At 64.7% G+C, this 26,183-nt stretch carries 3 protein-coding genes; all 3 read right to left on the bottom strand.

Annotated features, from left to right (window positions below):
- Positions 1–1,152 carry a macrolide transporter subunit MacA gene (macA, locus tag ACEN2T_RS22465; RefSeq protein WP_442117571.1) on the bottom strand — a complete coding sequence of 384 codons (1,152 nt, stop codon included), beginning with the start codon at positions 1,150–1,152 and terminating at the stop codon, positions 1–3.
- Positions 1,153–1,626: 474 nt separating this feature from the next.
- Positions 1,627–12,954, bottom strand: a complete 11,328-nt coding sequence (locus tag ACEN2T_RS22460) for an amino acid adenylation domain-containing protein (protein WP_442117570.1) — start codon at positions 12,952–12,954, stop codon at positions 1,627–1,629.
- On the bottom strand, positions 12,951–25,856 hold the full coding sequence (locus tag ACEN2T_RS22455; RefSeq protein ID WP_442117569.1) for an amino acid adenylation domain-containing protein: 12,906 nt from the start codon (positions 25,854–25,856) through the stop codon (positions 12,951–12,953). The genes ACEN2T_RS22460 and ACEN2T_RS22455 overlap by 4 nt, the downstream gene beginning before the upstream one ends.
- Positions 25,857–26,183: the final 327 nt, after the last annotated feature.

Raw genomic sequence — 26,183 nt, 5'->3', positions numbered from 1 at the left:
TCAGTTCCCCGCCACAGCAGGCGACGCATCACCGATCACCACTTTATCGCCCTCGGCCAGGCCCTCCAGGATCTGCACCTTGACGTTGTTGTTGATGCCGGTTTTTACATCACGGGACACCGCCTTGCCCTTGGCATCCAGCACCCGCAGCGCGTAACTGCCGTCCTTATTGCGCGCCCCGAGCGCCGCCACCGGCACCATCAACGCGGCCTGGGCGGTGTCGAGCACGATACGCACCTGGGCGGTCATGGCGATGCGCAGGCGATGGTCGGGGTTGGGCACATCGAACAACGCGTTGTAAAACACCGCCGTGTTCTGCTTGGGCGTGCCGGCGGTCTGGGTTTCAAGGAAGTTCTGCGGTGCCGGCTCGGTGCCGCGCAGCTTGGCGTAGTAGCGTTTGTCGGCTTCACCGAGGATGGTGAAATACACCTGCTGGCCGGGGCTGATATGAATCACATCCGCCTCCGACACCTGGGCCTTGACCGTCATGGTGTCCAGGTCCGCCAACTTGAGCAGCACCGGCGCCAGTTGGCTGGCGATCACCGTCTGGCCTTCCTGGGTGACGATGCCCACCACATCGCCGTCGATGGGCGCATTGATGCGGGTGTAATCCAGGTTGATCTTGGCGGTGTCGATCTGGATATGTGCGCTTTTGATCTGCGCATCCAGGGCCAACAGATTGGCCTGCTGCACCTGGAAGGTCGATTCGGCATCTTCAAAGTCCTGGCGCGATACCGACTCGTCATCCTGCAAACCTTTGTAGCGTTCATACACCGACTTGGCCTGCTTGAGCTGAGCCGCCGTGGCCCTGCGCTGGGCCTGGAGGTTTTCCTCATCCACTTGGGCTTTGCGCAGGGTGTTTTGCAGGATCAACGGGTCGATTTCGGCGAGCCATTGGCCCTTTTTTACCTTGTCGCCCACTTTGACCTTGAGTGACTTTAACTGGCCGGAGACTTGGGCGCCGACGTCGACTTGTTTGATGCCTTCGAGTAGACCGGTGGCCAGGACGGCGTTTTCGATGTCGCCACGTTCGGCGGTGGCGGTGAGGTACAGCGGTCCGTCGGCCGGGGCCTGGACGGTGTAGATGATTAGGCTGATGGCTACGGCCAGTACGGTGAATATGCCGATTTTGCGGAATTTAGAGTTTTGCATAGATGACCATAGAAAGTGGTTTGGCCCGGCCTATTGGGTTGGGCTTTTTTTGATTGGGTACATATCCGTTTCTGCAGGAGTGGAAATGCACACCGAAAGATCGCTATCGGGGGCAAGCCCCCTCCCACCTGTGAAATCAGTTCGACTCAATAAACCGGTCGGCTCTAAGGCCGCCGCGCTCTTGATTTTGATCTGCGGTCGCCCCGTAAAACCACGCTGGCCGAACGCAGGTTTTGGAGCGGCGGCCCACGTTCCAAAGCCGGAGTGAGGGCACGCCGAGCCTAGGCGAGGTGCCGAGTGGTGAGGCGAAGGCCTTTTGGTTACTTTTGGCTGGGCCGGCATTCCGGCCTTTCCAAAAGTAACCCGCTGTAAGAGCGGAACCACAAGTCGCCGTTACCGCGGGAATGGATATGTGCACCGAAAGATCGCTATAGAGGGCAAGCCCCCTCCCACATTTAAAGCGGTATACCCTCTTCACGAAACCACCTCCCCAATCACCGCCGTGTCCAACCACCACCGCGACAGCCCGTGAACATTCGGTGCTTTGAGCAATGTGAAGTGATTCCCCACCCCATACCAAACCTCCAAAGAGCTGCCCTGCTTACGCCACCCCTCAATCATCCCCCCCTGCTCCCGCTGATTGCCCACCGCATCCAACGCCGGATCCTGCGCCAACACCAACCGCACCACCCCGCGATATCGCTGAGTCGGCCGATACTCCGTACGCAACGCCGCCGCATAAGTCCGGGCCGGTCCCGCCATCGCATCAACACTGGCACGGGCCGGCAACAACCCCACCCCAACCATTCCCCCATGCAGGCTCTGGCGCTGCGCCACTTCATCGCCAACCGCGAAGGTTTCACGGTCAATTCCCAAGGGTTTCCCCGCCGCCAGCTGCATCGCCTCGATCAACCTCAACAACGCCGCCGTCGTCGTATAAGCCCGACCTGCACTACCCGGCGCTTCGCTGTCGATCACCGTCAACGACGCCACTTCCCGTCCAGCCGCCTGCAACCGCAGCGCCATCTCCAGTGCCACCCAGCCGCCAAACGAATGCCCGACCAGATGCACCGGCCCATGCGGGCACTCATGTTCCAGCGCGTGCAGATAACAGCGCGCTGCCGCTTCCACCTGGCTGTGGGGCACCGCCTCGCCATCCAACCCACGCGGCTGCAAGCCAAACAACGGCCAGTCCCGTCCAAGCGCTTCGCTCAGGCCCACAAACCCGGTGACGCTGTCCCCTGCCCCCGGCACGCAGAACACCGGCGCATACCCGGCCCGTCCGCTCTGGATCCGCAGCAACGGTTGATGCGCCGTTTCCCTCACCGGTGAACACCCTGCCAATGCCTCTGTCATCGCCGCACCCAACGCTCGGATATGCGGCGCCTGCATCATGCTCTGGTGATCACCCGGCACTTCAACCTGACGCAACTGCCCAGGCGCCAGGGCGTCATCCCAACCCAGCGACACACTGCTCCGCGACAACTCGGTCGGCCGCTCTATAGCGCTGAACAGGTGCACAGGCACCGGCAGCGGAAACAAGCTGTAGTGCGCCAGCGCATGCCCATGCCCGACTTCGCGCTCGATAAAGCTCAAGAGGTCCGCATCCTCAGCCGCCGCCATTTGCGCGTATAGCAAACCTTGATCGCGACAGCGTTGCAGCACACCTGCAAAGTCCAACTGTCCAATCTGCGCGTCCAACTGTTCAATCCTTGCCAGCTCATCCACACCTCCCTGTGCGTTCCAATAGGCGCGGCACTGCAACAGCAAATGCCGCTTAAGCGCGTCTGGCCCGCTCCAACGCGCCTTGCCCTGGTCGGTCAGGCGCGGCACGTAGCTGTCGATCAAGCCAAGGAACGCCACGGGTTCATCCAGCCCCAGTAGCTGCATCGCCACTTCATAGGCCAGCACACCGCCAAATGACCAGCCGGCGATGCGATACGGCCCATGGGGCTGCAAGCCGCGAATCAGGCCCACCATGCGCGCCGCCAAGCCTTCCAGGGTGTTGAGGTGCGCCTCGCCGAGCGCCACACCCGGTAGGCCATAGATCGGGTAATCACCCGGTAAATGCTGGCCCAGCGCCGGGAAATACACGTCCATGCCGCTGAACTCATGCACCAGGAACAACGGCGCTTGCGAGCCGCTGCTGCGCACCGTAATCACCGAGCTGTCGCGCACCGGCTCAGCGGTGCGCTGGCGCAGCATGGTCGCCACCGACGCCACGCTGGCGTGCTGGAACAACTCGGCCAGGCTCACTGCCAGTCCCGCTTCGTCCATCAGGTTGACCAGGCGAATCGCCAACAGCGAATGCCCGCCCAGTTCAAAGAAGCTGTCATTCCGGCCCACCTGCTCCAGCTTCAGCACCTCGCCCCATAATTGCGCCAAGGTCTGTTCCAGGGCGTCGGTCGGTGCTTCGAAATCACGACTGACCAGCGCGTCCACAGCCGGCACCGGCAAGGCTTTGCGGTCGACCTTGCCATTGGCAGTCAACGGCAAGCGGTCCAGCGGCACATAGGCCGATGGCAGCATGTAGTCCGGCAATTGCCCTTGAAGATGGGCACGTACGTTGTCGATGCCGACCGGTTCGGCAGCCCAGGTGAAATACGCCACCAAGCGCTTATCCCCCGGCGCGTCTTCACGGGCCAACACGACCGCGTCCTGAATACCCACGCAGGTCATCAAGCGCGCTTCGATCTCTCCCAGCTCAATACGGAAACCACGGATTTTCACCTGATCGTCATTGCGCCCGATGCATTCGAGCAGGCCCTGCGCCGTCCAGCGGCCGAGGTCGCCAGTGCGGTACATCAAGGCGCCTGGGTTGAACGGATCCTGCACAAACTTTTCAGCGGTCAGTTCAGGACGGTTCAAGTACCCCTTGGCCACGCCGTCACCACCGATGCAGATTTCACCGGTCACGCCCTGGGGCACTGGCTGCAAGTGCGCATCCAGCACATAAATCTGGGTGTTGGAGATCGGTCGCCCCACCGGCACGCTGTCGGCGTCGTCGGCAAGTGCGCGCACTTCATAGGTGGTGGCGTAGGTGGTGGTTTCCGTTGGGCCGTAGCAATGCACCAGGCGCAACGTCGGCGCCTGGGCCAACAGGCTGCGGAACGCCGCTGGATCGGCACGCTCGCCGCCGCACAGCAGGATGCGCAAACCCGCCAACGCGTCGGGAATCAGTTGCACGTACTGGTTGAACAGCGCCGTGGTGACGAACAACACCGTCGCGCCCTTTAACGCTATGCCGAATGCCACAGGGTCGAGCAAGGTGGCGTGATCGATCACCTGCACTTGCCCGCCATTAAGCAGTGGCCCCCATACATCCATGGTGCTGGCGTCGAACGCCGGGTTGGAGGCGAAGACCACGCGGTCGCTGGCATTGAAATCGGCATAGCCGTTGTTGAGTACCAACCGCGTGATGCCCCGATGGGGCACCAGCACACCCTTGGGAACGCCGGTGGAGCCGGAGGTGTACATGATGTAGGCCTCGCTGTCCGAAGACTGCGACAAATCCGGGTTATGGCTAGGTTGTGGATCGAGGGCCAGGGTGTCCACGTCCAGGCGTTGCGCCGCGTATTCGATCACCGAGTCGCTGTAGGTCAACAACCAGCGCGCACCGCTGTCCTGCACCATGAACGCCTGACGTTCGGCGGGCGCGTTGATGTCCAGCGGCACATAGGCGGCCGCGCACTTCAACACGGCCAGTTGGCCGACCAGCAGCGCGACAGAACGCGGCAGCAGGATCGCCACGTTGTCGCCAGGTTTTACGCCCAGTCCTAACAGGTAATGGGCCAGGCAATTGGCGCGGGTATTGAGCTCGCCGTAGCTCAGGCGCTGCTCGCCATGCACCACGGCCAATGCGTCCGGACGCGCCTGGGCCTGGGCTTCGAACAGACGCTGCACGGTGTGTTCACGGGGGAAGTCGCGGGTGCTGGCATTGAACGCTAGCCGCAGTTGGTGCTGTTCGGCGGCGGGCAGGATCGGCAAGCGGCTGATGGCGACATCGCTGCCCTGTTCCAGCGCCTGCACCAGTTGCTCAAGGGCCACATTCAGGTACTCACACAGGCGCCGGGCGCCCTGCCCCGAAGCGTTCAAGGTGAAGCCATCGCCCAGGTCATCCACGCTCATCGACAGGCCGTAGTTGCTGTGTTCCTCGGCCTTGAGCAGCTCAATACCTTGCCATGCCTCGGCGACTGCACCGGCCTGCGGCGCGCTGTGCCGATAGTTGAATAGCACACTGAACAGCGGCGTGGTCACCGGCACGCCGCTGCAACGCTGGGCCAATGCCAGCGGCGCGTGTTCATGGCTGAGCAGTTGGCTCAGCCGCCCATGGGTGGCGCGCGCGGCGTGGCGTACCGAGTGCTCACCCAGGTCGACCCGCAACGGCAACGTATTGATGAACACGCCCATGGCCCGTTCGGCGCCTTCACCGCCGTACAAGCGGCCAAGCATCACGGTGCCGAACACCACCTGCTCACGGCCGGACACCTTGCCCAGCACCTGGGCCCAGCCCAAGTGCATCAGGCTGGCGGCGCTGACGCCGGACTGGCGCGCCTGAGTGCGCAGGCGCTGGCTTAATTCGGGAGCAATCGTCAGACGGGCCTGCTCATCGATGCCCAGCTTGGCCACTTCCGTGGGCTCGTCGATCTGGCCGAGCATTTCGCGGAAAAACCCTTCGTGATCGTCTGCGCCCAAGCGCATCTGCGCCACGTAGTTGCGATACGGCACAGCCGTTCCCAGGCGGTGTTGAGTGCCCAACAGAAACGCCTGCATCTCGTGTTGCAGGATCTCCAGGGCGATGTGGTCCATGACCAAGTGATGGAACAGCAAGGTGGCGACCACACGCGGGGTTTCTTCGCTGCACACCAGGCGCATCAACGGCGCTTGGGACAGGTCGAGGCGTTGCGGCAGCGGCGCGGTTTCAACCCGCAGCGACGCCTTGCGCCAGACCACCTGCACCGGTTCTTCCAGGCCGTCCCAGTGGAACGACGAACGCAGGATGTCGTGGCGCTCGATCACCGCCTGCAACGCCAGGGCAAAGGCGTCCAGACGTTGACGGCTGTCAAAGGCAAACTGCGCCTGCAACACATAGGCATCGCCTTCCTGCACGGCGCGGTGGTGATAGAGCATGCCGGCCTGCAACGGCGTCAGGGGGTAGATATCCTGCACATTCGCCGCACCGCCGGGGATGCAGGCGACGAGGCGGTCGATGGCGACTTGCTCCAGCGCGATCAGCGGCAACATGCCCGGCGTGATCGAGGTGCAACCGTCAACGATGCCATTGACCGGCACCGCCACTTCACGACCAGTGCCCAACGCCGCCGCCAGTGCCGACAAGGTTGGCTGACCAAACAGCACTTTTACGTCCGCCGACAAGCCAAGGCCGCGCATGCGCCCCATCAGGCTCACCGCCAGCAACGAATGCCCGCCCAGTTCGAAGAAGTTATCGTGACGGCCCACACGTTCCACCTTGAGCAACTCGGCCCACAGGCTGGCCAGGGCGATTTCCGTGTCGCCCTGGGGCGCTTCGTATTCGCGCACCACCACCGAATCCAGGCCCGGCGCGGGCAGCGCCTTGCGGTCGAGTTTGCCGTTGGGACTCAGGGGCAATGCGTCGAGATGAACGAAGATCGCCGGCACCATGAATTCAGGCAGGTGATGCAACAACTGACTGCGCAGCACGTCGATGTCGGTGAAGGCACCGGTGTAGTACGCCACCAGACGGTCTTCGCGGGCGATCACGGCGGCCTCGTTGACTGCTGGGCACTCGGTCAGGCGCGCCTGGATCTCGCCCAGTTCGATACGCAGGCCACGGATTTTCACCTGGTCGTCGTTGCGGCCCAGGTACTCAATATTCCCATCGGGCAAGTAGCGGCCGACGTCGCCGGTGCGGTACATACGACCGCTGACAAATGGATCTTGAAGAAAGCGTTCGGCGGTCAGTTCCGCACGGTTCAGGTACCCCCGCGCCACTTGCACGCCGCCGATAAACAGCTCGCCGACCACGCCCAGCGGCACCGGCTGCAACTGCGCGTCCAGCAGGTACATGCGGGTGTTGGCAATGGGCTTACCGATGGGCGTGTTGTCCGGCGTCACCGGGCCCGCGCAGCTCCATGCCGTCACGTCGACGGCCGCTTCGGTCGGGCCATACAGGTTGTACAAGCCGATCCCCGGCAACTGCGCCTTGAACCGGCGCACCAGGCTGCCCGGCAAGGCTTCGCCGCTGCACATCACCCGCACCAGCCCGGCCGCCTGGCTGACGTCGCCATGGGCCAGGAACACGTCGAGCATCGACGGCACAAAGTGCAACGTGGTGATGTGTTCGGCCTCTATCACCTCGCACAGGTACGCCGGGTCTTTATGCCCGCCAGGACGGGCCATCACCAGGCAGGCGCCGGTGAACAGCGGCCAGAAGAATTCCCAGACCGACACATCAAAGCTGAACGGGGTTTTCTGCAAGACCCGGTCCTGGGCGGTGAGCCCATACTCGTCCTGCATCCACAGCAGGCGATTGACCACGCCGCCATGGTCGTTGATCACGCCCTTGGGCTGGCCAGTGGAGCCGGAGGTGTAGATCACATAGGCGCTCAGGCCCTGCACCGCGGGGTTATCCACGGATTGCGCGTGCCAGCTCGGTTGGTCCAGATCGACCACCGGCACCGCGCCCACCAGCGCACGAGTAGCACCCTGGATCAGTACAACAGCGGGTGCGCTGTCGCTGAGCATGTAGGCGATGCGCTCCAGCGGGTAAGCCGGGTCCAGCGGCACATAAGCGGCGCCGGCCTTGAGGATCGCGTACAGGCCGATGACCATCTCCAGGCCGCGCTCCACGCAGATCGCCACCCGCGAATCCGGCTGGACACCCAGCGCCAGCAAGTGATGGGCGAGTTGGTTGGCCCGCGCGTTGAGCTCGGCGTACGTCAGTTGCTGTTCGCCAGCCTTGAGCGCAATCGCATGGGGCGTGCGGGCCACCTGGGCTTCAAACATGCCGTGCAAGGTCTGGTCGAGGTTGTAATCCACCTGGGTGGCGTTGAAATCGAACAGCACGTGCCGGCGCTCGCCCTCGTCCAGCAGCGGCGCATGCTCCAACACCGCCTGATCGTTATCGACCATGGCCTGCAACACGCGGGTGAAGTAGCCGACGTAACGCTGCATCGTCGCTTCATCGAACAGCGCCACGGCGTATTCCAGCGCGCCGATAATCGTGCCCTGCACTTCGCCGAGGTTCAGCGACAGGTCGAACTTGGCAAAGTGGCTGTTCTCCACGATGCCTTCCAGGGCCAGGTCGCCCAGGGCCAGGATCGGCGCGCTGCTGTCCTGCCAGGCCAACAGGGTTTGGAACAGTGGGCTGTGGGCCAGGCTGCGTACCGGCCGGGTGATTTCCACCACTTGTTCGAAGGGCAGGTCCTGATGGGCCTGGGCCGCCAAGGTCAGCGCCTTGACCCGCGCCAGCAGCGCTTCGGTAGTGGGCGCGCCCGAGGTGTCGATGCGCACCGCCAGGGTGTTGACGAACAGGCCGATGAGGCCTTCGACTTCAGTGCGCGTACGGTTGGCCACCGGCGAGCCGATCACCACATCTGCCTGCCCCGAGAGCCGCGCGAGCAAGGACGCCCAGGCGGTCATTACCGTCATGTACAGCGTGCTGCCATGGCGTTGGCTCAAGGCCTTGAGCCCGGCGGTGAGGCGCTCGTCCAGACGGATCTCCACGCTGCTGCCGGCGTAGTCCTGCTGCGCCGGGCGCGGGCGGTCGGTGGGCAGGCTGAGCAACGCTGGCGCACCAGCCAGGGCCTGTTGCCAATAGCGGCTCTGGCGATGAAGTACTTCGCCGCTGAGCCACAAGCGTTGCCACACGGCAAAGTCGCCGTATTGGATCGGCAGTGGCGGCAACGGGTCGGGCTGCCCATGGCTGAAGGCCTGGTACAGCGCCATCAGTTCGCGGGTGAGCACGCCCATGGACCAGCCATCGGAGACGATATGGTGCAGGGTCAGCAACAGCACATGGTGCTCGTCGGCCATCACCACCAGGCGCCCGCGCAGCAGCGGGCCGCGTTCGAGGTCGAACGGCGCCGACGCTTCGCCGTGGATCAACGCATCCAGCGCCTGTTGCGGTTGCGGGTGGCGGCGCAAGTCCTGCACTTGCAGCGGCAGCACGTCGTCGGCCGCGACGATCAGCACCTGGGCGTCGTCACCGTGCTGGGCGAAGCGGCTGCGCAGGGTTTCGTGCCGCGCAACGATCCGCGCCAGCGCCCGTTGCAAGGCCTGCACATGCAGTTGCCCGCGCAAGCGCAAGCCGATGGGAATGTTGTAGGCCGTGTTGGCGCCTTCCATCAACGCCAGGAACCACAAGCGCTGCTGGGCGAACGACAGCGGCACCGGCTCATCGCGGTTGGCCGGCAGGATCGCCGGCAAGGTGCTGCGACCGGCCTGGGCCAGCACGTCGGCAACGGCGGCCAGTTCGGCATTGGAAAACAGGTCGCTGAGCAACAGCTCCACGCCCAGTCGTTGGCGCACCTGGGACACCATGCGCATGGCGAGCAGCGAGTGCCCGCCCAGTTCAAAGAAGTGGTCGTAACGGCCGACGCGTTCTACCTGCAAGACATCGGCCCAGATCTGCGCCAGGCTGCTTTCGATCTCGCCCTCGGGCGTCGCGTATTGGCGGGTAAACACCGCGGCCCTATCCGGCGCTGGCAGGGCCTTGCGGTCGAGCTTGCCGTTGGCGGTCAAGGGCAGCGCGTCAAGTTTCATGAAGGCGACCGGGACCATGTAGTCCGGCAGGTGCGCCACCAGATGGGCGCGGATATCGCCCACCGCCAATGAGTCAAGTTGCGGGTTTTCGGTGTAGTACGCCACCAGCCGCTCGTCACGCACCAGCACCACCACTTCCTGCAAGCTCGGCAGTTGGTTGAGTTGGGTTTCGATTTCTCCCAGTTCGATGCGCACACCACGGATTTTCACCTGATCGTCATTGCGGCCCAGGTAATCGAGGTTGCCGTCGGGCAACCAGCGCACCAGGTCACCGGTGCGGTACATGCGTCCGACGCTGAACGGGTCGTCCAGGAAGCGTTCGGCGGTCAGTTGCGGACGGTTCAGGTAGCCACGCGCCACGCCCTTGCCGCCCACATACAACTCGCCCGCCACGCCCAGCGGCACCGGGCGTTGTTGCTCGTCCAGCACGTACACCGTGGCATTGGCGATGGGTTTGCCGATATGCAACGCCTGCCCGGCCTCGACCTTGCCGGAGGTGGCGACCACCGTGGCTTCGGTAGGGCCGTAGTTGTTGATCAGCTCAAACCGCTGCGCCCACCCGAACTGCCGCAGGCGATCGCCGCCGACCAGCAAGGTGCGCAGCGTCGGGTGCTCGATGTGCTGGCTGAAGGCGTACTCGGCCACCGGCGTCGGCAGGAAGCACACATCCAGCGGCTGCGCGCACCACCAGGCCAGCAACGCGTCGATGTCTTCGGGGCCGTCGTGGGCCGGTGGCAAGTGCAGGGTCGCGCCGACACACAGCGCCGGCCACACTTCCCAGGCCATGGCATCAAAGCCGAACCCGGCGACGCTGGCGGTGTGGCGCCCGGCGCAGAGGTCGAAAGCGCGGCAATGCCAATCTACCAGGTTGGTGACGGTGTGGTGTTCCACCATCACGCCTTTGGGCAGGCCGGTGGAGCCGGAGGTGTAGATCACATAGGCGAGGTTCGCCGGGGTCACGGCGACGCTGGGGTTGCTCGCCGCGTGGTGGTGCCAGGTGTAGCGGTCCAGGTTGATCACCGGCACGTCCAGCTCGGGCAGGCGTTCGAGCAACGCGTGCTGAGTCAGCACCGCTACCGGGGCGCTGTCGCTAAGCAGGTAGGCGAGGCGCTCGGCCGGGTGGGACGGGTCCACCGGTACGTAGCAGGCGCCGGCTTTAAGGATCGCCAGCAACCCGGCCAAGGTGTCCAGTCCACGACGGGCGACGATGGCCACGCGGTCATCGGGTTTGACGCCCAGCGCCAGCAAGTGATGGGCCAGCAGGTTGGCTTGCCCGTTGAGCTCAGCGTAGGTCAGCGAGCGTTCAAGCTGCACCGCCGCGATGGCATGTGGCGTGAGAACGGCCTGGGCTTCGATACGCCCATGCAAGGTGGTGCCCTGGGGGAACTCGGCCTGGGTGGCGTTGAACTGTTCCAACAGCAACCGCTGCTCGACGGCGGGCACCACCGGCACTTGATTGAGCGCGGTGTCCGGCGCCTGCTCCAGGGCCGTCACCAGGTTTTCCAGGGCAGTTTGCAGGTAGGCGCAGACCCGCTGCGGGTCCACCTGGGTGCTGGCCAGCAGGCTCAGGCCAAAGCCTTCGCCCAGGTCATCGACGCTCAGGGTCAGTGGATAGTTGGTGCGTTCTTCAGCACTGAGGGCGGCGATGCCTTGCCACGCCGAGACGGCTTCGGCGCTGGCGGCGGGCGCGCTGTGGCGATAGTTGAGCAGCGCGCTGAACAACGGCGTCGGCGCGATCACCCCACTGCAGCGCTGGGCCAGGGCCAGTGCCGCATGCTCGTGGCGCAGCAGTGTGGTGAGCCGACCATGGGTGGCCTTGACCCCGGCGCGCACGTCCTGGCCGTCCACGTCCACGCGAAACGGCAAGGTGTTGATGAAGATGCCCAAGGCGCGGTCCGTGTCATGACTGCCTTGCATACGGCCCATCAACACCGTGCCGAACACCACCTGTTGCTTGCCGGCCAATGCTCCCAACACCTGCGCCCAGCCCAGGTGAAACAGGCTTGCCGCGCTTACCCCCAACTGCCGCGCCTGGGTGCGCAAGCGCTGGCTCAATAGCGCCGCCAAGGGCAGGCTGAGCTCGCTGATGCCCCGCGCATCGCCCTGCACATCCTGCAAGCCAAACGGCAAGGTCGGCTCGCTGATATCGCCAAGCATCTGGCGGAAGAAGCCTTCGTGTTCCTGCTCGCTGATGCCCAGCCGTGCCTGGGCTACATAGTTGCGAAACGGCACCGCCTGGCCCAACGCCGCGCCCTGCCCCAGCAGGCACGCCTGCATTTCATGGCACACCACTTCCAGGGCGCTATGGTCCAGGGCCATGTGGTGGAACAGCAAGGTGGCGACGATACGCCCATTGGCCGGGTCATCGGCACGCACCAAGCGCAGCAACGGCGCCTGGGTCACGTCGAGGCGATAGTGGCGCGCATCGAACAGGGCGTGCAGTTGGGCGGCGATCTCGCCATCCGCCGGGTCGAGTTGCAAGGCCTGCACCGGCAGGCGCGCCGTGCGCCACACCACTTGCGACGGCTGTTGCAGGCCATCCCAGACCACGCCGGTGCGCAGGATGTCATGGCGATCCATCACCGCTTGCAGCGCCTGGGCGAACGCCTCGAAGCGCGCCAGGCTGTCGAACGCGAACTGAGATTGCATGACGTACGGGTCGCCCTGCTCGGCGCTGACATGGTGGAACAGGATGCCTTCCTGCAACGGTGCCAGCGGGTAGATGTCCTGGATATTCGCCACGCCGCCGTCGACGGTGGCGACGATGCGGTCGATCTCGTCCTGGCTGAGGCTGGACAACGTCAGCATGTCCGGTGTGATGTGCTGGGCGCCGGCCGGGATGCCATTGGCCGGCACGTCGACTTCACCGGCCTTGGTGGCGGAATACTCGCCGGCCTTAATCAGCTCGATCAGCGCCGGTTTGTGCTCGCGCAAGGCGGCAAGGATCGCCGGGTCACTCAACGCTTGCTTGTTGCCTTGCACCGACAACTGCTCGCCCTTGAGCGCCAGTTGGATGTCCTTGGTTTTCAGGGTTGCCAGCAGCTCTAAGAGGCTCACAGGACGATCTCCATTCGTTCGGTCATTGCGGCGTAGCCGGCCAGGGTCGGCTGTTCGAACAGCGCCCGGACGTCAGCTTCCATGCCTTCCTGGCGCAAGCGCCCGATCAAGCTCACGGCAAGCAGCGAGTGCCCGCCCAGTTCAAAGAAATTATCCTGGCGCCCGACCCGCTCCACGTTGAGCAACTCGGCCCACAGCTGCGCCAGCAGGATTTCGGTGTCGCCTTCCGGCGCTTCGTACTCACGCACGTTCAAGGCGTGCAGGCCGGGCGCTGGCAAAGCCTTGCGGTCGAGTTTGCCGTTGGGGCTCAAGGGCAGCGCGTCGAGGTGCACGAACAGCGCGGGCACCATAAAGTCCGGCAGGTGTTGCAGCAGGTGAGCGCGCAGTGCCTCGATCTCGGTTGGCGTACCGGTGTAGTAGGCGACGAGGCGATCCTCACGGGCGACCACCGCCGCTTCGCTGACCAGGGAGTGCTCAAGCAGACGCGCCTGGATTTCCCCCAGTTCGATACGCAGGCCACGGATCTTGACCTGGTCGTCATTGCGGCCCAGGTATTCGATAGTGCCGTCGGGCAAGTAGCGGCCAAGGTCGCCGGTGCGGTACATCCGACCCGCGTGGAACGGGTCGTCGAGGAAGCGCTCGGCAGTCAGCTCAGGGCGGTTCAGGTAACCCCGCGCCACTTGCACACCGCCGATAAACAGCTCGCCGACCACACCCAGCGGCACCGGCTGCAACTGCGCATCCAGCACGTACATGCGCGTATTGGCGATGGGCTTGCCGATGGGGGTGTTGTCCAGCACGTCGGGGCGTGCGCAGTTCCAGGCGGTCACGTCCACCGCCGCTTCAGTCGGGCCGTACAGGTTGTACAGGCCGATCCCCGGCAACTGCGCCTTGAAACGCCGCACCAGGCTGCCCGGCAGCGCTTCGCCGCTGCACATCACCCGCACCAGCCCAGCCGCCTGGCTCACATCGCCATGGGCCAGGAACACATCAAGCATCGACGGCACAAAGTGCAGCGTGGTGATGTGCTCCGCCTGGATCACTTCGCACAGGTACGCCGGGTCTTTATGCCCGCCGGGGCGCGCCATCACCAAGCGTGCGCCGGTGAACAGCGGCCAGAAGAATTCCCATACCGACACGTCGAAACTGAACGGGGTTTTCTGCAACACCGCGTCATCGGCCTTGAGGCCATAAGCGTCCTGCATCCACAGCAGCCGGTTGACCACCCCGGCGTGTTCGTTGATCACGCCTTTGGGCTGGCCAGTGGAGCCTGAGGTGTAGATCACGTAGGCCTGATGCCGGGCGGTCAGGCCCGGTACCTCGGGGTTGCTCAGCGGCTGATGCTGCCAGGTGTCCAGGTCCAGATTGAGCAGCGGCACGTCGCCCAGCAAGCCTACGGTGGCGTTCTGGGCCAGCACCACGACCGGCGCGCTGTCGTGCAGCATGTAGGCGATACGCTCCAGCGGGTACGCCGGGTCCAGCGGCACATAACCGCCACCGGCCTTGAGGATGGCGAACAGGCCGACGACCATGTCCAGGCCGCGCTCCAGGCAAATCCCCACCCGGGCATCCGGCTGTACACCCAGCGCGCGCAGATGATGGGCCAGGCGATTGGCACGCTCGTTGAGTTGTTGGTAGGTAAGCTGCTGCTCGCCCGCCTTCACCGCGATGGCGTGCGGCGTGCGCTGAACTTGGGCTTCGAACATCCCGTGCAGGGTCTGGTCGAGGTTGTAGTTCACCTCCGTGGCGTTGAACGTCACCAGCAGTGTGTGTCGCTCCTCGGAACTCAGAATCGGCAGGCGATTGAGCGCCTGGTTCGGTGCCTGCTCCAGGGCCTCGACCAGCCCGGACAGGGCCACTTGCAGGTACCCGCAGACACGTTGCGCATCGACCTGGGCCAACGCAGTCACGTCGTAGCCATCACCCAGGTCATCCACGTTCAAGGTCAGCGGGTAGTTGGTGCGCCCGTCGTTGACCAGGGTCTGCATACCTTCCCAGGCGTGTTGCGCCTCCTGGGAACGGGTGGCGCCGCCGCGATGGCGATAGTTGAGCATTGAGCTGAACAACGGCGCAGGTGCAGCCACGCCGCTGCAACGCTGGGCCAGGGCCAGGGAAGCGTGCTCATGACCGAGCAAAGCGGTGAGCCGCGCATGCGTGGCGCGTACGGCGGAGCGCGCGCCCTGACCGTCGATATCCAGGCGCAGCGGCAACGTATTGATGAACACGCCCAGCGCACGGTCGGCCCCTTCACCGCCTTGCAGACGCCCCACCAACACAGTGCCGAACACCACACTCTGGCGCCCGGACGTGGCCGCCAGCACTTGGCCCCAGGCCAGGTGGAACAGGCTTGCGGTGCTCACACCCAGCAAACGGGCCCGGGCACGCAGGCGGCGGTTGAGGTCGCTGTCCAGGTGCAGGCGGTACTCTTCGATGGCGTTACCGTCGCCGCGCACGTTTTGCAGGCCGAATGGCAGGGTTGGCTCGTCGACATCGCCGAGCAGGGTGCGGAAGAACGTTTCGTGCTCCTGCTCACTCACCCCCAAGCGCGCCTGGGCCACGTAGTTGCGGTACGGCATCGGTGCAGCGGTCGGCACCGGATGGCCCAACAGATAACCCTGCATTTCCCGCAGCACCACGTCAAAGGCGGTGTGGTCGAGGGCGATATGGTGATAGAGCAGCACCACAACCACACGCTGGTTGGCCGGATCGTCGGCGTAGGCCAGGCGAATCAACGGCGCTTGGCTGATGTCCAGGCGGTAGCGGCGTGCATCAAAACGTTGATGCAGGCCGGCCAGTACATCGCCTTCAAGCTGCAGCTGTTCAAGAGGCAACCGGGCCTTGCGCCACACCACTTGCAGCGGTTGCACCAGCCCTTCCCACACCACGCCGGTACGCAGGATGTCGTGGCGGTCGATCACCTGTTGCAGCGCCTGGGCGAAGGCGTGCAGGCGCTCGATACTGTCGAACGCCAGGTGCGATTGCAGCAGATACGGGTCGCCCTGCTCGGCGGTGAGGTAGTGGTAGAGAATGCCTTCCTGCAACGGCGCCAACGGGTAGATGTCCTGCACATTGGCAGCGCCACCGGGCACCTGGGCAACCACTTGATCAAGGGTGGATTGGTCGAGTTCCACCAGCGACAACAGGTCCGGGGTCAGGCGCTGGCAGTCGACCGGGATGCGGTTGGCGGGCACCTGCACTTCGCGCCCACTGCCCACCGCTGCCGCCAGCGCGGCCAGGGTCGGCTGGCTGAACAGCACGCGCACATCGGCGCTGAGGCCGACCTGGCGCATGCGTTCGATCAGGCTGACCGCCAGCAACGAATGGCCGCCCAGCTCAAAGAAATGGTCATGGCGACCCACCTGCTCAACCTGCAACACCTCAGCCCAGATCGCGGCCAGGGTGGTTTCCACTTCACCCTGAGGCGCTTCGTAGTCACGGGTCAGCAACGCGGCCTGATCCGGTGCCGGCAAGGCACCGCGGTCGAGTTTTCCGTTAGCGGTCAGGGGCAGCGCGTCGAGTTTGACGTAAGCCACCGGCACCAAAGCCTCCGGTAACTGCGCCTGCAGTTGCTCGCGCAGGCTTTCAATCAGCAGCGGCTGTTGCTCGGTGAACCAGGCGATCAAGCGGCCTTCGCGCACCAGCACCACCGCGTCGCCGACGCCTTGCAGTGCCGCCAGGCGGCTTTCGATTTCGCCCAGTTCAACGCGCACGCCACGGATTTTTACCTGGTCATCGTTGCGTCCCAGGTACTCGATATTGCCATCGGGCAACCAGCGCACCAGGTCGCCGGTGCGGTACATGCGCCCGTCATTGAACGGGTCTTGCAGAAAGCGTTCAGCGCTCAAGTCCGGGCGATTGAGGTAACCCCGCGCCACGCCGCTGCCGCCCACATAGAGTTCTCCGGCCACCCCCACCGGCACCGGACGCAACTGCGCGTCCAGCACGTAGACGCTGGCATTGGCGATAGGTCGGCCGATATGCAGCGCCTGCCCGGCACGCACGCGGCCCGAGGTGGCGACCACGGTGGCTTCGGTGGGGCCGTAGTTGTTGATCACCGCAAAGCGTCGCTCCTGGCTGAACTGGCGCAGGCGGTCGCCGCCGATCAGCAGGATGCGCAAGGTGGGGTGCTGCAAGTCCTGGCTGAACGCGTATTCGGCCACCGGCGTGGGCAGGAAGCTCACGTCCAAGGGCTGCGCCAGCCACCAGGCGAGCAGTTCGTCGATGTTTTCGTTGCCCACATCCTCCGGTGGCAGGTGCAGGGTGGCGCCCACGCACAGCGCTGGCCATACCTCCCAGGCCATCGCATCAAAGCCAAAGCCGGCCACGCTGCTGGTGTGGCTGACGGCGTGCAGGCCAAAGGCTTCACAGTGCCAATGCACCAGGTTTTCCACGGTGCGGTGTTCCACCATCACGCCCTTGGGCTGGCCGGTGGAGCCCGAGGTGTAGATCACATAGGCCAGGTGGGCCGGTGTCAGGGCGGCGAGTTGCGGATTGCTGACGGGGTGGTGCCAGGTTGCGTGCACGTCGATGCTGGTGACCGCGCCCAGCAAGTCGCGGGTGCTCGCTTCGGCCAGCACCGCTACCGGTGCGCTGTCCTGCAATAAGTAAGCAATGCGCTCGGCGGGATACGCCGGGTCAATCGGCACATAACCGGCGCCGGCCTTGAGAATCCCCAGCAACCCCACCAGCATCTGCGGCCCACGACGGCAGCACAGGGCGACGCGGTCGTCCGGCTGCACACCCTGTGCGATCAGGTGATGGGCCAACTGGTTGGCACGGTGGTTGAGCTGCTGATACGTCAGCGACTCGCCGTCCTGCACCACGGCTATGGCATGAGGTTGACGGTCGGCCTGAATTTCAAAGGCACCCTGCACGGTGTGGCCGCTCGGGAAATCCTCAGCCGTGGCGTTGAACTCGCGCAGCAGGGTTTCGCGTTCGCTGGCGGGGAGAATAGGCAACTGATTGAGCGGGGTTTGCGCGGTGTTTTCCAGGCTATCGACCAAGTGTTCAACGGCATTGGCCATGTACTCGCACAGGCGCTGGGCGCCGATGCGGGGCAAGGCCAGCACGGTCAGGCCGAAGCCTTCGCCCAGATCGTCGACGCTCAGGGTCAGCGGGTAGTTGCTGCGCTCTTCACCGCCCAGCAACTGCACGCCTTCCCAAATACCTTGGCCGTCGCGGGCCATGGCGCCGGGATGGCTGTGACGGTAGTTGAGCAACGCGCTGAACAGTGGCGTGGAGGCCGCCACCCCGCTGCAACGCTGAGCCAGGGCTAGGGACGCGTGTTCATGGCCGAGCAACGCGCTCAACCGTGCATGGGTGGCCTTGACGGCGGCGACCGCGCTGACTGCGGTGTCCACCCGCAGCGGCAAGGTGTTGATGAACATCCCCAAGGCCCGATCCGCACCGTCGCCGGCCTGCATACGGCCCATCAATACGGTGCCGAACACCACGTCGTCACGCCCACAGACCAGCCCCAGCACCTGGGCCCAAGCCAAGTGCATCAGGCTTGCCGCGCTCACGCCCAGGCGCCGCGCCTGTTCACGTACGCGTTGGGCCAGCGCCATGGTCAGGGCCTGTTCGGCCTCTTCGATATCACGGCCGTCGCCCTGCACGTCCTGCACGCCGAAGGGCAAGGTGGGCTCATTGATGTCGGCAAGCATTTCGCGGAAAAACCGCTCATGCTCGTCGACGCTCACACCCAGGCGCGCTTGGGCCACGTAGTTGCGAAATGGCGCGGCCGCCGGCAAGTCCTGGCCGTGGTTGAACAGGAACGCGCCCATCTCCTGGCCGACCACGTCCATGGCGGTGTGGTCCAGCGCCAAGTGGTGGAACAGCAGGATAGCTGCCACATGCCCGTTCACTGGATCCTGGGCGTAAACCATGCGCAACAGCGGCGCCTGGGTGATATCCAGGCGGTAATGCCGCGCATCGAAACGGGCGTGCAGCTGTTCGAGGATGTCGCCCTCGGCGGGATCAAGGTTCACCTCCTGCACCACCAACTGCGCCTCACGCCAGACCACCTGCACCGGGCTGTCCAGGCCTTCCCAGACCACGCCGGTACGCAAGATGTCGTGACGGGCGGCGACCCGTTGCAACGCGCCCATAAAACCGTGCAACCGCTCAAGGCTGTCGAAGGCCATGCGTGATTGCAGCAGATACGGGTCGCCCTGCTCGGCGCTGATGTGGTGGTACAGGATGCCTTCCTGCAAGGGCGCCAGCGGGTAGATGTCCTGCACGTTTGCCGCGCCGCCGGGGACATTGGCGATGATGCGGTCGATGGCGCTTTGGTCGAGTTGCACCAGGGTCAGCATCGCTGGCGTGATGCGGGTGCAGCCCGAGGGAATGCCATTGGCCGGCACCACAACCTCCCGACCACTGCCCACCGCCGCCGCCAGCGCCGCCAGGCTCGGCTGGTTGAACAGCACCCGCACATCCGCGCTCAGGCCCGCCTGACGCATGCGTTCGATCAGGCTGACCGCCAGCAGCGAGTGCCCGCCCAGCTCAAAGAAATGGTCATGCCGGCCCACACGGTCGAGCTTGAGCAGGTCCTGCCAGATCTGCGCCAGCAGGCTTTCCACCTCGCCTTCCGGCGCTTCATAACCACGGCTGAGCAGCGCGGCTGCATCCGGCACCGGCAGGCCTTTGCGGTCCAGCTTGCCGTTGGCGGTAAGCGGCATCAGCGCCAGCCAGACATAGGCCGACGGCACCATGTAATCCGGCAACTGGCCTTGCAGGTGGGCGCGCAGCGCTTCGATTGGCAGCGGCGCGGCGGCGGTGTAGTACGCCACCAGACGCTTGTCGCCGGGTTCGTCTTCGCGCACCAGCACCACTGCGTCGTTCACGCCAGCGAAGGCTCCCAGGCAGGCTTCGATTTCACCCGGCTCGATGCGGAACCCGCGAATCTTCACTTGCAGGTCGTTGCGTCCCTGGTACAGCAACGTGCCGTCGGCCTGCCAGCACGCCAAATCGCCAGTGCGGTACAGCACGCCCTCGCCAAACGGGTTCGGGATAAATTTTTCGGCGGTCAGCTGCGGCTGGTTCAAGTACCCCTTGGCCACGCCCGCGCCACCGATATACAGCTCGCCGACCGCGCCCAATGGCAACAGTTGCTGGCGCACGTCCAGCACATAGGCCTGGGCATTCGCCATCGGCCGGCCAATCGGAATACTGCCCTCGCCCAGGTGGGTGATTTCATGGGTGGTGGAGAACGTAGTGGCCTCCGTCGGCCCATAGCCATTGAGCAAGTGCCGGGGCTTGCCGTGCTTGAGCACGCGGCCGATCACGTGCGGGTCGAGCACATCGCCGCCGACGATCAGATAACGCAACTGCGGGAACACTGGCAACAGCGCATCGGCGTACTGGTGGAACAACCCGGCGGTCATCCACAACACGCTGACGGATTGCTCCTGCAACAGCGCAGCAAACGCGGCCTGGGACAACAGCACTGCCTGTTCGACCACCACCACGCAGCCGCCATTGAGCAGCGGCGCCCATACGTCGAGGGTGCTGGCGTCGAACGCCGGGTTGGAAGCGAAGGCCACGCGGTCCTGAGGGTTGAACTCGGCGTAGCCGTTATTGAGCACCAGGCGCGAGATCGCGCGGTGTGGTACCTGCACGCCCTTGGGCGCACCCGTGGAACCGGAGGTGTAGAGGATGTACGCCACGCTGTGGGAGGAAAGTACCAAGTCGAGGTTGCGCGGGGACAGCGCGTCCAGATTCAGCTCGGCCAGGGAGTTGAGCACCCGCTTCGCGCCACTGTCCTGCACGATAAACGCCTGGCGTTCCAGCGGCGCATTCACGTCCAGGGGCACGTACACGGCGCCACACTTGAGGATCGCCAGTTGGCAGATCAGCAGATCGAGGGAGCGCGGCAACGCAATCGCCACGCTTTCCCCCGGTTGCACGCCCTGGTTGATCAGGTGATGGGCCAGACGGTTGGCGCGGCGATTGAGATCGCGATAGCTCAAGGATAACTGGCCTTGCACCGCCGCCACGGCTTCGGGACGCGCCAGGGCCTGGGCTTCGAACAGTTGGTGCACGGTCAGTTGCGATGGGTAATCGCGGGCAGTGGCGTTGAATTCCACCAGCAGTTGGTTGCGCTCGGCAGGCGGCACAATCGATACGCCTTGCACTGGCGTGGTCGGCGCCTGTTGCAACGCGGTCACCAGATGGCGCAAGGCGGTAAGCATGTAGTCGCCGACTCGCTGCACGTCCAGCGTGGCTACGCCTTGCACGGTCAGCGCGAAGCCTGTGCCCAGGTCATCGACGTTGAGCACCAGCGGGTAGTTGCTGCGCTCCTCGGAGCTCAAAATCTGGATGCCGGACGCCGCAAACGGGCTGTCTCCCGGCGCTTCATCCGGCGCGCTGTGGCGGTAGTTGAGCAGCGTGCTGAACAACGGCAATGAACCCGGCACCCCGCTGCAACGCTGGGCCAGGGACAGCGACGCGTGCTCATGCCCGAGCAACTGCGCCAGGCGCGCGTGGGTGGCGCGCACGGCGGCTTGTACGCCGACTGCGCCGACGCTGACCCGCAGCGGCAAGGTGTTGATAAACATCCCCAGGGCGCGGTCGGCACCCTCGCCGCCCTGCATACGGCCCAACAGCACGGTGCCGAACACCACGTCCTGCTGACCGGAGACTTGCCCCAGCACATGCGCCCAGGCCAGGTGCACCAGGCTCGCGGTGCTCACGCCCAATTGCCGCGCCTGTTCGCGCAGGCCCAGGCTCAGGGCCGGTTCCAGCGGCAGGTGCGCCTCGACAATGCCGCTGCCGTCGCCGTGCACATCCTGCAAGCCGAAGGCCAGGGTCGGCTCGTCGATATCACCCAGCATCTCGCTGAAGAACGCTTCATGCTGGGCCTGGCTCACCCCCAGCCGCGCCTGGGCCACGTAGGTGCGGTACTGCACCGCGTCAGGCAGTTGCGCGCTGCGCCCGGACAGGCTGGCGCTCATCTCCTGCACCAGCACGTGCAGGGCGGTGTGGTCGAGCAGGATATGGTGCAGCAGCAGGATGCCGACGAAGCCGCCCGGCGCTTCGGCGTAGGCCAGGCGCATCAACGAGGCGCGGGACAGATCGAGGCGGTAGTGGCGTGGGTCGAAACGCTGTTGCAGGTGGGCCAGGGCATCCACGCCTGGGGTTTCGACCCGCTCAACGGCCAACGGCGCCTGGCGGCAGACCACTTGCACCGGTTCGTCCAGGCCTTCCCAGAGGATCGCGGTGCGCAGGATGTCATTGCGTTCGATCACGCTGTGCAGCGCCTGGATAAACGCGTCCAACGCCGCTTGATCGTTGAAACCCAACTGCACCTGCAACACGTAGGGATCTCCGTCGGTGGTTGCCAGGTGGTGATACAGGATGCCGGCCTGCAACGGCGCGAGGCCGTAGATGTCCTGCACATTGCCGATGCCGCCGGGCACCTGTTGCAGGATGTGGTCGATGGAGGCCTGTTCGAGTTCGATCAGCGGCAGCATGTCCGGGGTGATGACGGGGCTGTCTGCGTGGATCTGGTTGACCGGCACCCGCACTTCCCGTTGCCCGCCCACCGCCGCGGCGAGTGCGGCCAGAGTGGGTTGGCCGAACAACACGCGCACATCGGCGCTGAGGTCGACCTGGCGCATACGCTCAATCAGCTTGACCGCCAGCAGGGAATGACCGCCCAGTTCGAAGAAGTTGTCGTCGCGCCCAATGCGTTCAAGTTTGAGCAGGTCTTGCCAGAGGGTCGCGATGGCTACTTCAACGGGGCCGCGTGGCGCCTCGTAATCACGTCGGGCCAACGCGTCGGCATCCGGCGCGGGCAAGGCCTTGCGGTCGAGCTTGCCGTTGGGGGTCAGCGGGAAGGTGTCCAGCAACACGAAGGCGCTGGGCACCATATGGTCAGCCAGGCTCAGCCGCAAATGATCACGCAGCATCGCGACGTTGATGTCGCCTTCGGCGATCACATAGGCCACCAGGCGCTGATCTCCGGGCGTGTCTTCACGGGCGATGACTACGGCGTCGCGCACACCTTGAGCGGTGGCGAGGCGCGCCTGGATTTCGCCCAACTCGATACGGAAACCACGGATTTTTACCTGGTCGTCGTTACGTCCCAGGTATTCCACGCTGCCATCGGCCAACAGGCGGCCGAGGTCGCCGGTTTTGTAGAGGCGCTGGCCGGTGGTTGGGTTCGTCAGGAAGCGCTCGGCGGTTAATTCGGCGCGGTTCAGATACCCCCGCGCCACACCGGCACCACCGACGTACAACTCGCCGACCACGCCCAATGGCAGCGGCTCGCGCTGTGCGTCCAGCACATACAGTTGCAGGTCGGGAATGCGCACGCCAATCGGACTCACGCCCACCAACTGCGCATCCGCCGCGTGCAGCGCTCGATAAGTCACGTGCACCGTGGTTTCGGTGATGCCGTACATGTTCACCAGTTGGGTGCCGGCATTGATCGCCCGGGCGTACCACGGCTTGAGCATGCCCGGCTCCAGGGCTTCGCCGCCGAAAATCACCTGGCGCAGCGAGTGGGCCTGGGGGCTGTTGCCCTGGGCCGCAATCAACTGGCGGAAGGCGCTTGGCGTTTGGTTGAGGATGCTCACGCCCGCTTCGCACAACAGCGTGTAGCACTCGTCCGGCGAGCGGCTGACCAATTGCGGCACGATCAGCAACTGGCCGCCGTGCATCAACGCGCCCCAGATTTCCCACACGGAGAAGTCGAACGCAAAGGAATGAAACAGTGCCCACACATCGGTGTGGTCGAAGCCGAACCACTGCTCAGTGGCGCTGAACAGTCGCGCCACCTGGCGGTGTTCGATCATCACGCCCTTGGGCTGGCCGGTGGAGCCGGAGGTGTAGATCACATAGGCCAGGTGCTGCGGGCTGACCGCAACGTGCGGGTTGATCAGGGATTCACCGCGCAGGCCATTGAGGTCGATCTGCGCCAGTTCGCCCACCAAGTGACGGGTGTTGGCCTGCACCAGCACCGCCAGCGGTTGGCTGTCGTGCAGGGTGTAGGCGATGCGTTCCAGCGGATACGCCGGGTCGATCGGCACATACCCCGCGCCGGCCTTGAGGATGCCCAGCAGCCCGATGATCATTTCCGGGCCGCGCTCCACGCAGATCGCCACGCGGTCATCGGGGCGCACGCCCTGGGCCAGCAGGCGATGGGCAACCTGGTTAGCGCGTTCGTTGAGTTGACGATAGCTGAGGCGTTGCTGCTCGAAACGCAGCGCGATGGCGTCGGGATGGGCCGCGGCGTGGGCTTCGACGTGCTGGTGGATCAGGGCGGTGTCGGCGTAAGCGCGGGGGGTGTGATTGAGATGGTGCAGCAGGTGATGACGCTCGGTCTCAGGCAGGATGTTCAGGCCGCTCAGCGGCATCTCCGGTCGCTGCTCAAGGGCGTCGGCCAGGCTGTGGAGCGCTGTGTGCAGGTAGCTCGCCACACGGGTTGCGCCAATGGAGGCGTCCACCATCACTGTCAGCGCGAAGCCTTCGCCCAGGTCATCCACATTCACCGTCAGCGGATAGTTAGTGCGCTCCTCGGCACCCAGCACCTGGATGCCCTCGGCCACCTCGATCACCTCGGCCATATCCGTCGCGGCACTGTGGCGATAGTTGAGCATCGCACTGAACAGCGGCGTCGGCGCGGCGACCCCGCTGCAACGCTGGGCCAGCGCGAGGGATGCATGCTCGTGATTGAGCAATGTGGTGAGCCGCTCATGGGTGGCCTTGACCCCGGCGCGCACGCTCTGCTCGCCCACATCCACCCGCAACGGCAGGGTATTGATAAACATCCCCAACGCCCGCTCACCGCCCTCGCCCGCCCCCATGCGGCCGAGCATCACGGTACCGAACACCACGGCTTCACGGCCCGAGACCACGCCCAATACCCGGGCCAGCGCCACGTGCATCATGCTTGCCACGCTGACGCCCAAGGGCCGCGCGAGGCTGCGCAGGCGGCGGCTCAGATCAGCGTCGACAGGCATGCGCGCCTCGTCGATCCCCTGGCCATCGCCCTGCACATCCTGCAAGCCAAACGGCAGGGTCGGCTCATCAATGTCCCCCAGCATCTCGCGGAAAAACCCTTCATGGGCCTGCTCGCTGACGCCATGGCGCACCTGGGCGATATAGCTGCGAAACGCCACCGGCTCAGCGGCCTGGGCTTGCTGGCCGGCCAGGTACAACTGGATCTCGTGGCGCACCACATCCAGCGCGGTGTGGTCGAGAATGGTGTGGTGGAACAGCAACATCGCCGCTACCCGCTGATTGCCTGGGTCGTCGGCAAACACCAGGCGCAGCAGCGGCGCCTGACCCAAGTCCATCCGGTAAGTCCGGGCGTCGTAGCGGGCGATCAGTTGAGCCAGGGCATCGCCACCGCTGAAATGCGCGTCCTCACACGCCAGCGTCGCCTTGCGCCACACCACTTGCAGCGGCTCGTCCAAGCGCTCCCAGACCATGGACGTGCGCAAAATATCGTGACGGTCGATCACCCATTGCAGCGCCTCGGCAAAAGCGTGCAGGCGCGCGCGGCTGTCGAACACAAACTGCGCATGCAGCACGTAAGGATCGCCTTGCCCGGCCGAGAGGTGGTGATACAGCATGCCCTCCTGCAACGGTGCCAACGGGTAGATATCCTGCACATTCGCCACACCACCGGGGATGGCCGCGACAATACGGTCGATGGCCGTCTGCTCAAGGCTCACCAACGGCAACATCTCAGGCGTGATGCGGTAAGCCGGGCTCAGCCAATCACCGCCATGCTCAGCCACCAGCGCCAGCAGTCGGGGCTTGTGAGCGATCAACTGATCCCACAGCCGGTCATCCAACGCCTCATCGTCACCGAGGATGATCAGATCGCCCTCTTCCAGTTGCAGACGGATCGCATGGGTGGAAATCGCTGCCAATAATTCGCTGAACTGCATGGGGGTAACCTGCCTGGTAAGTCACGGTGGAGGAGAAAGTCCGTTTTCAGCTGCCGTTTGAATCGGATGCGCTGTGCGCCCAACGTTAAAAAGCGGGCGCAGCCGGGGGCCTGGAGAGGCTTCCGGTAGGGGTAGGAAATTAAGGGATTTGGGGGGTGGGGGGTGACATGGGAAGCGGGGACAAGGGGGACGGGGGTTGGTTCCGTAAATTTCTGCCGTTATCCGGCGAGGTGTTTGCGAGGTGTCTGGAGGATGCGGGGCGACTCATTCCTTTTGCACCAACAGGACAGCTAGACCGTAGGTCGTCAGGGAGGGTGCAAAAGGGAT

Source organism: Pseudomonas sp. W22_MBD1_FP4, from assembly GCF_052113765.1.
GTDB classification, from domain to species: Bacteria; Pseudomonadota; Gammaproteobacteria; order Pseudomonadales; family Pseudomonadaceae; genus Aquipseudomonas; species Aquipseudomonas sivasensis.
This window is presented reverse-complemented; position numbering and strand designations above follow the sequence as displayed.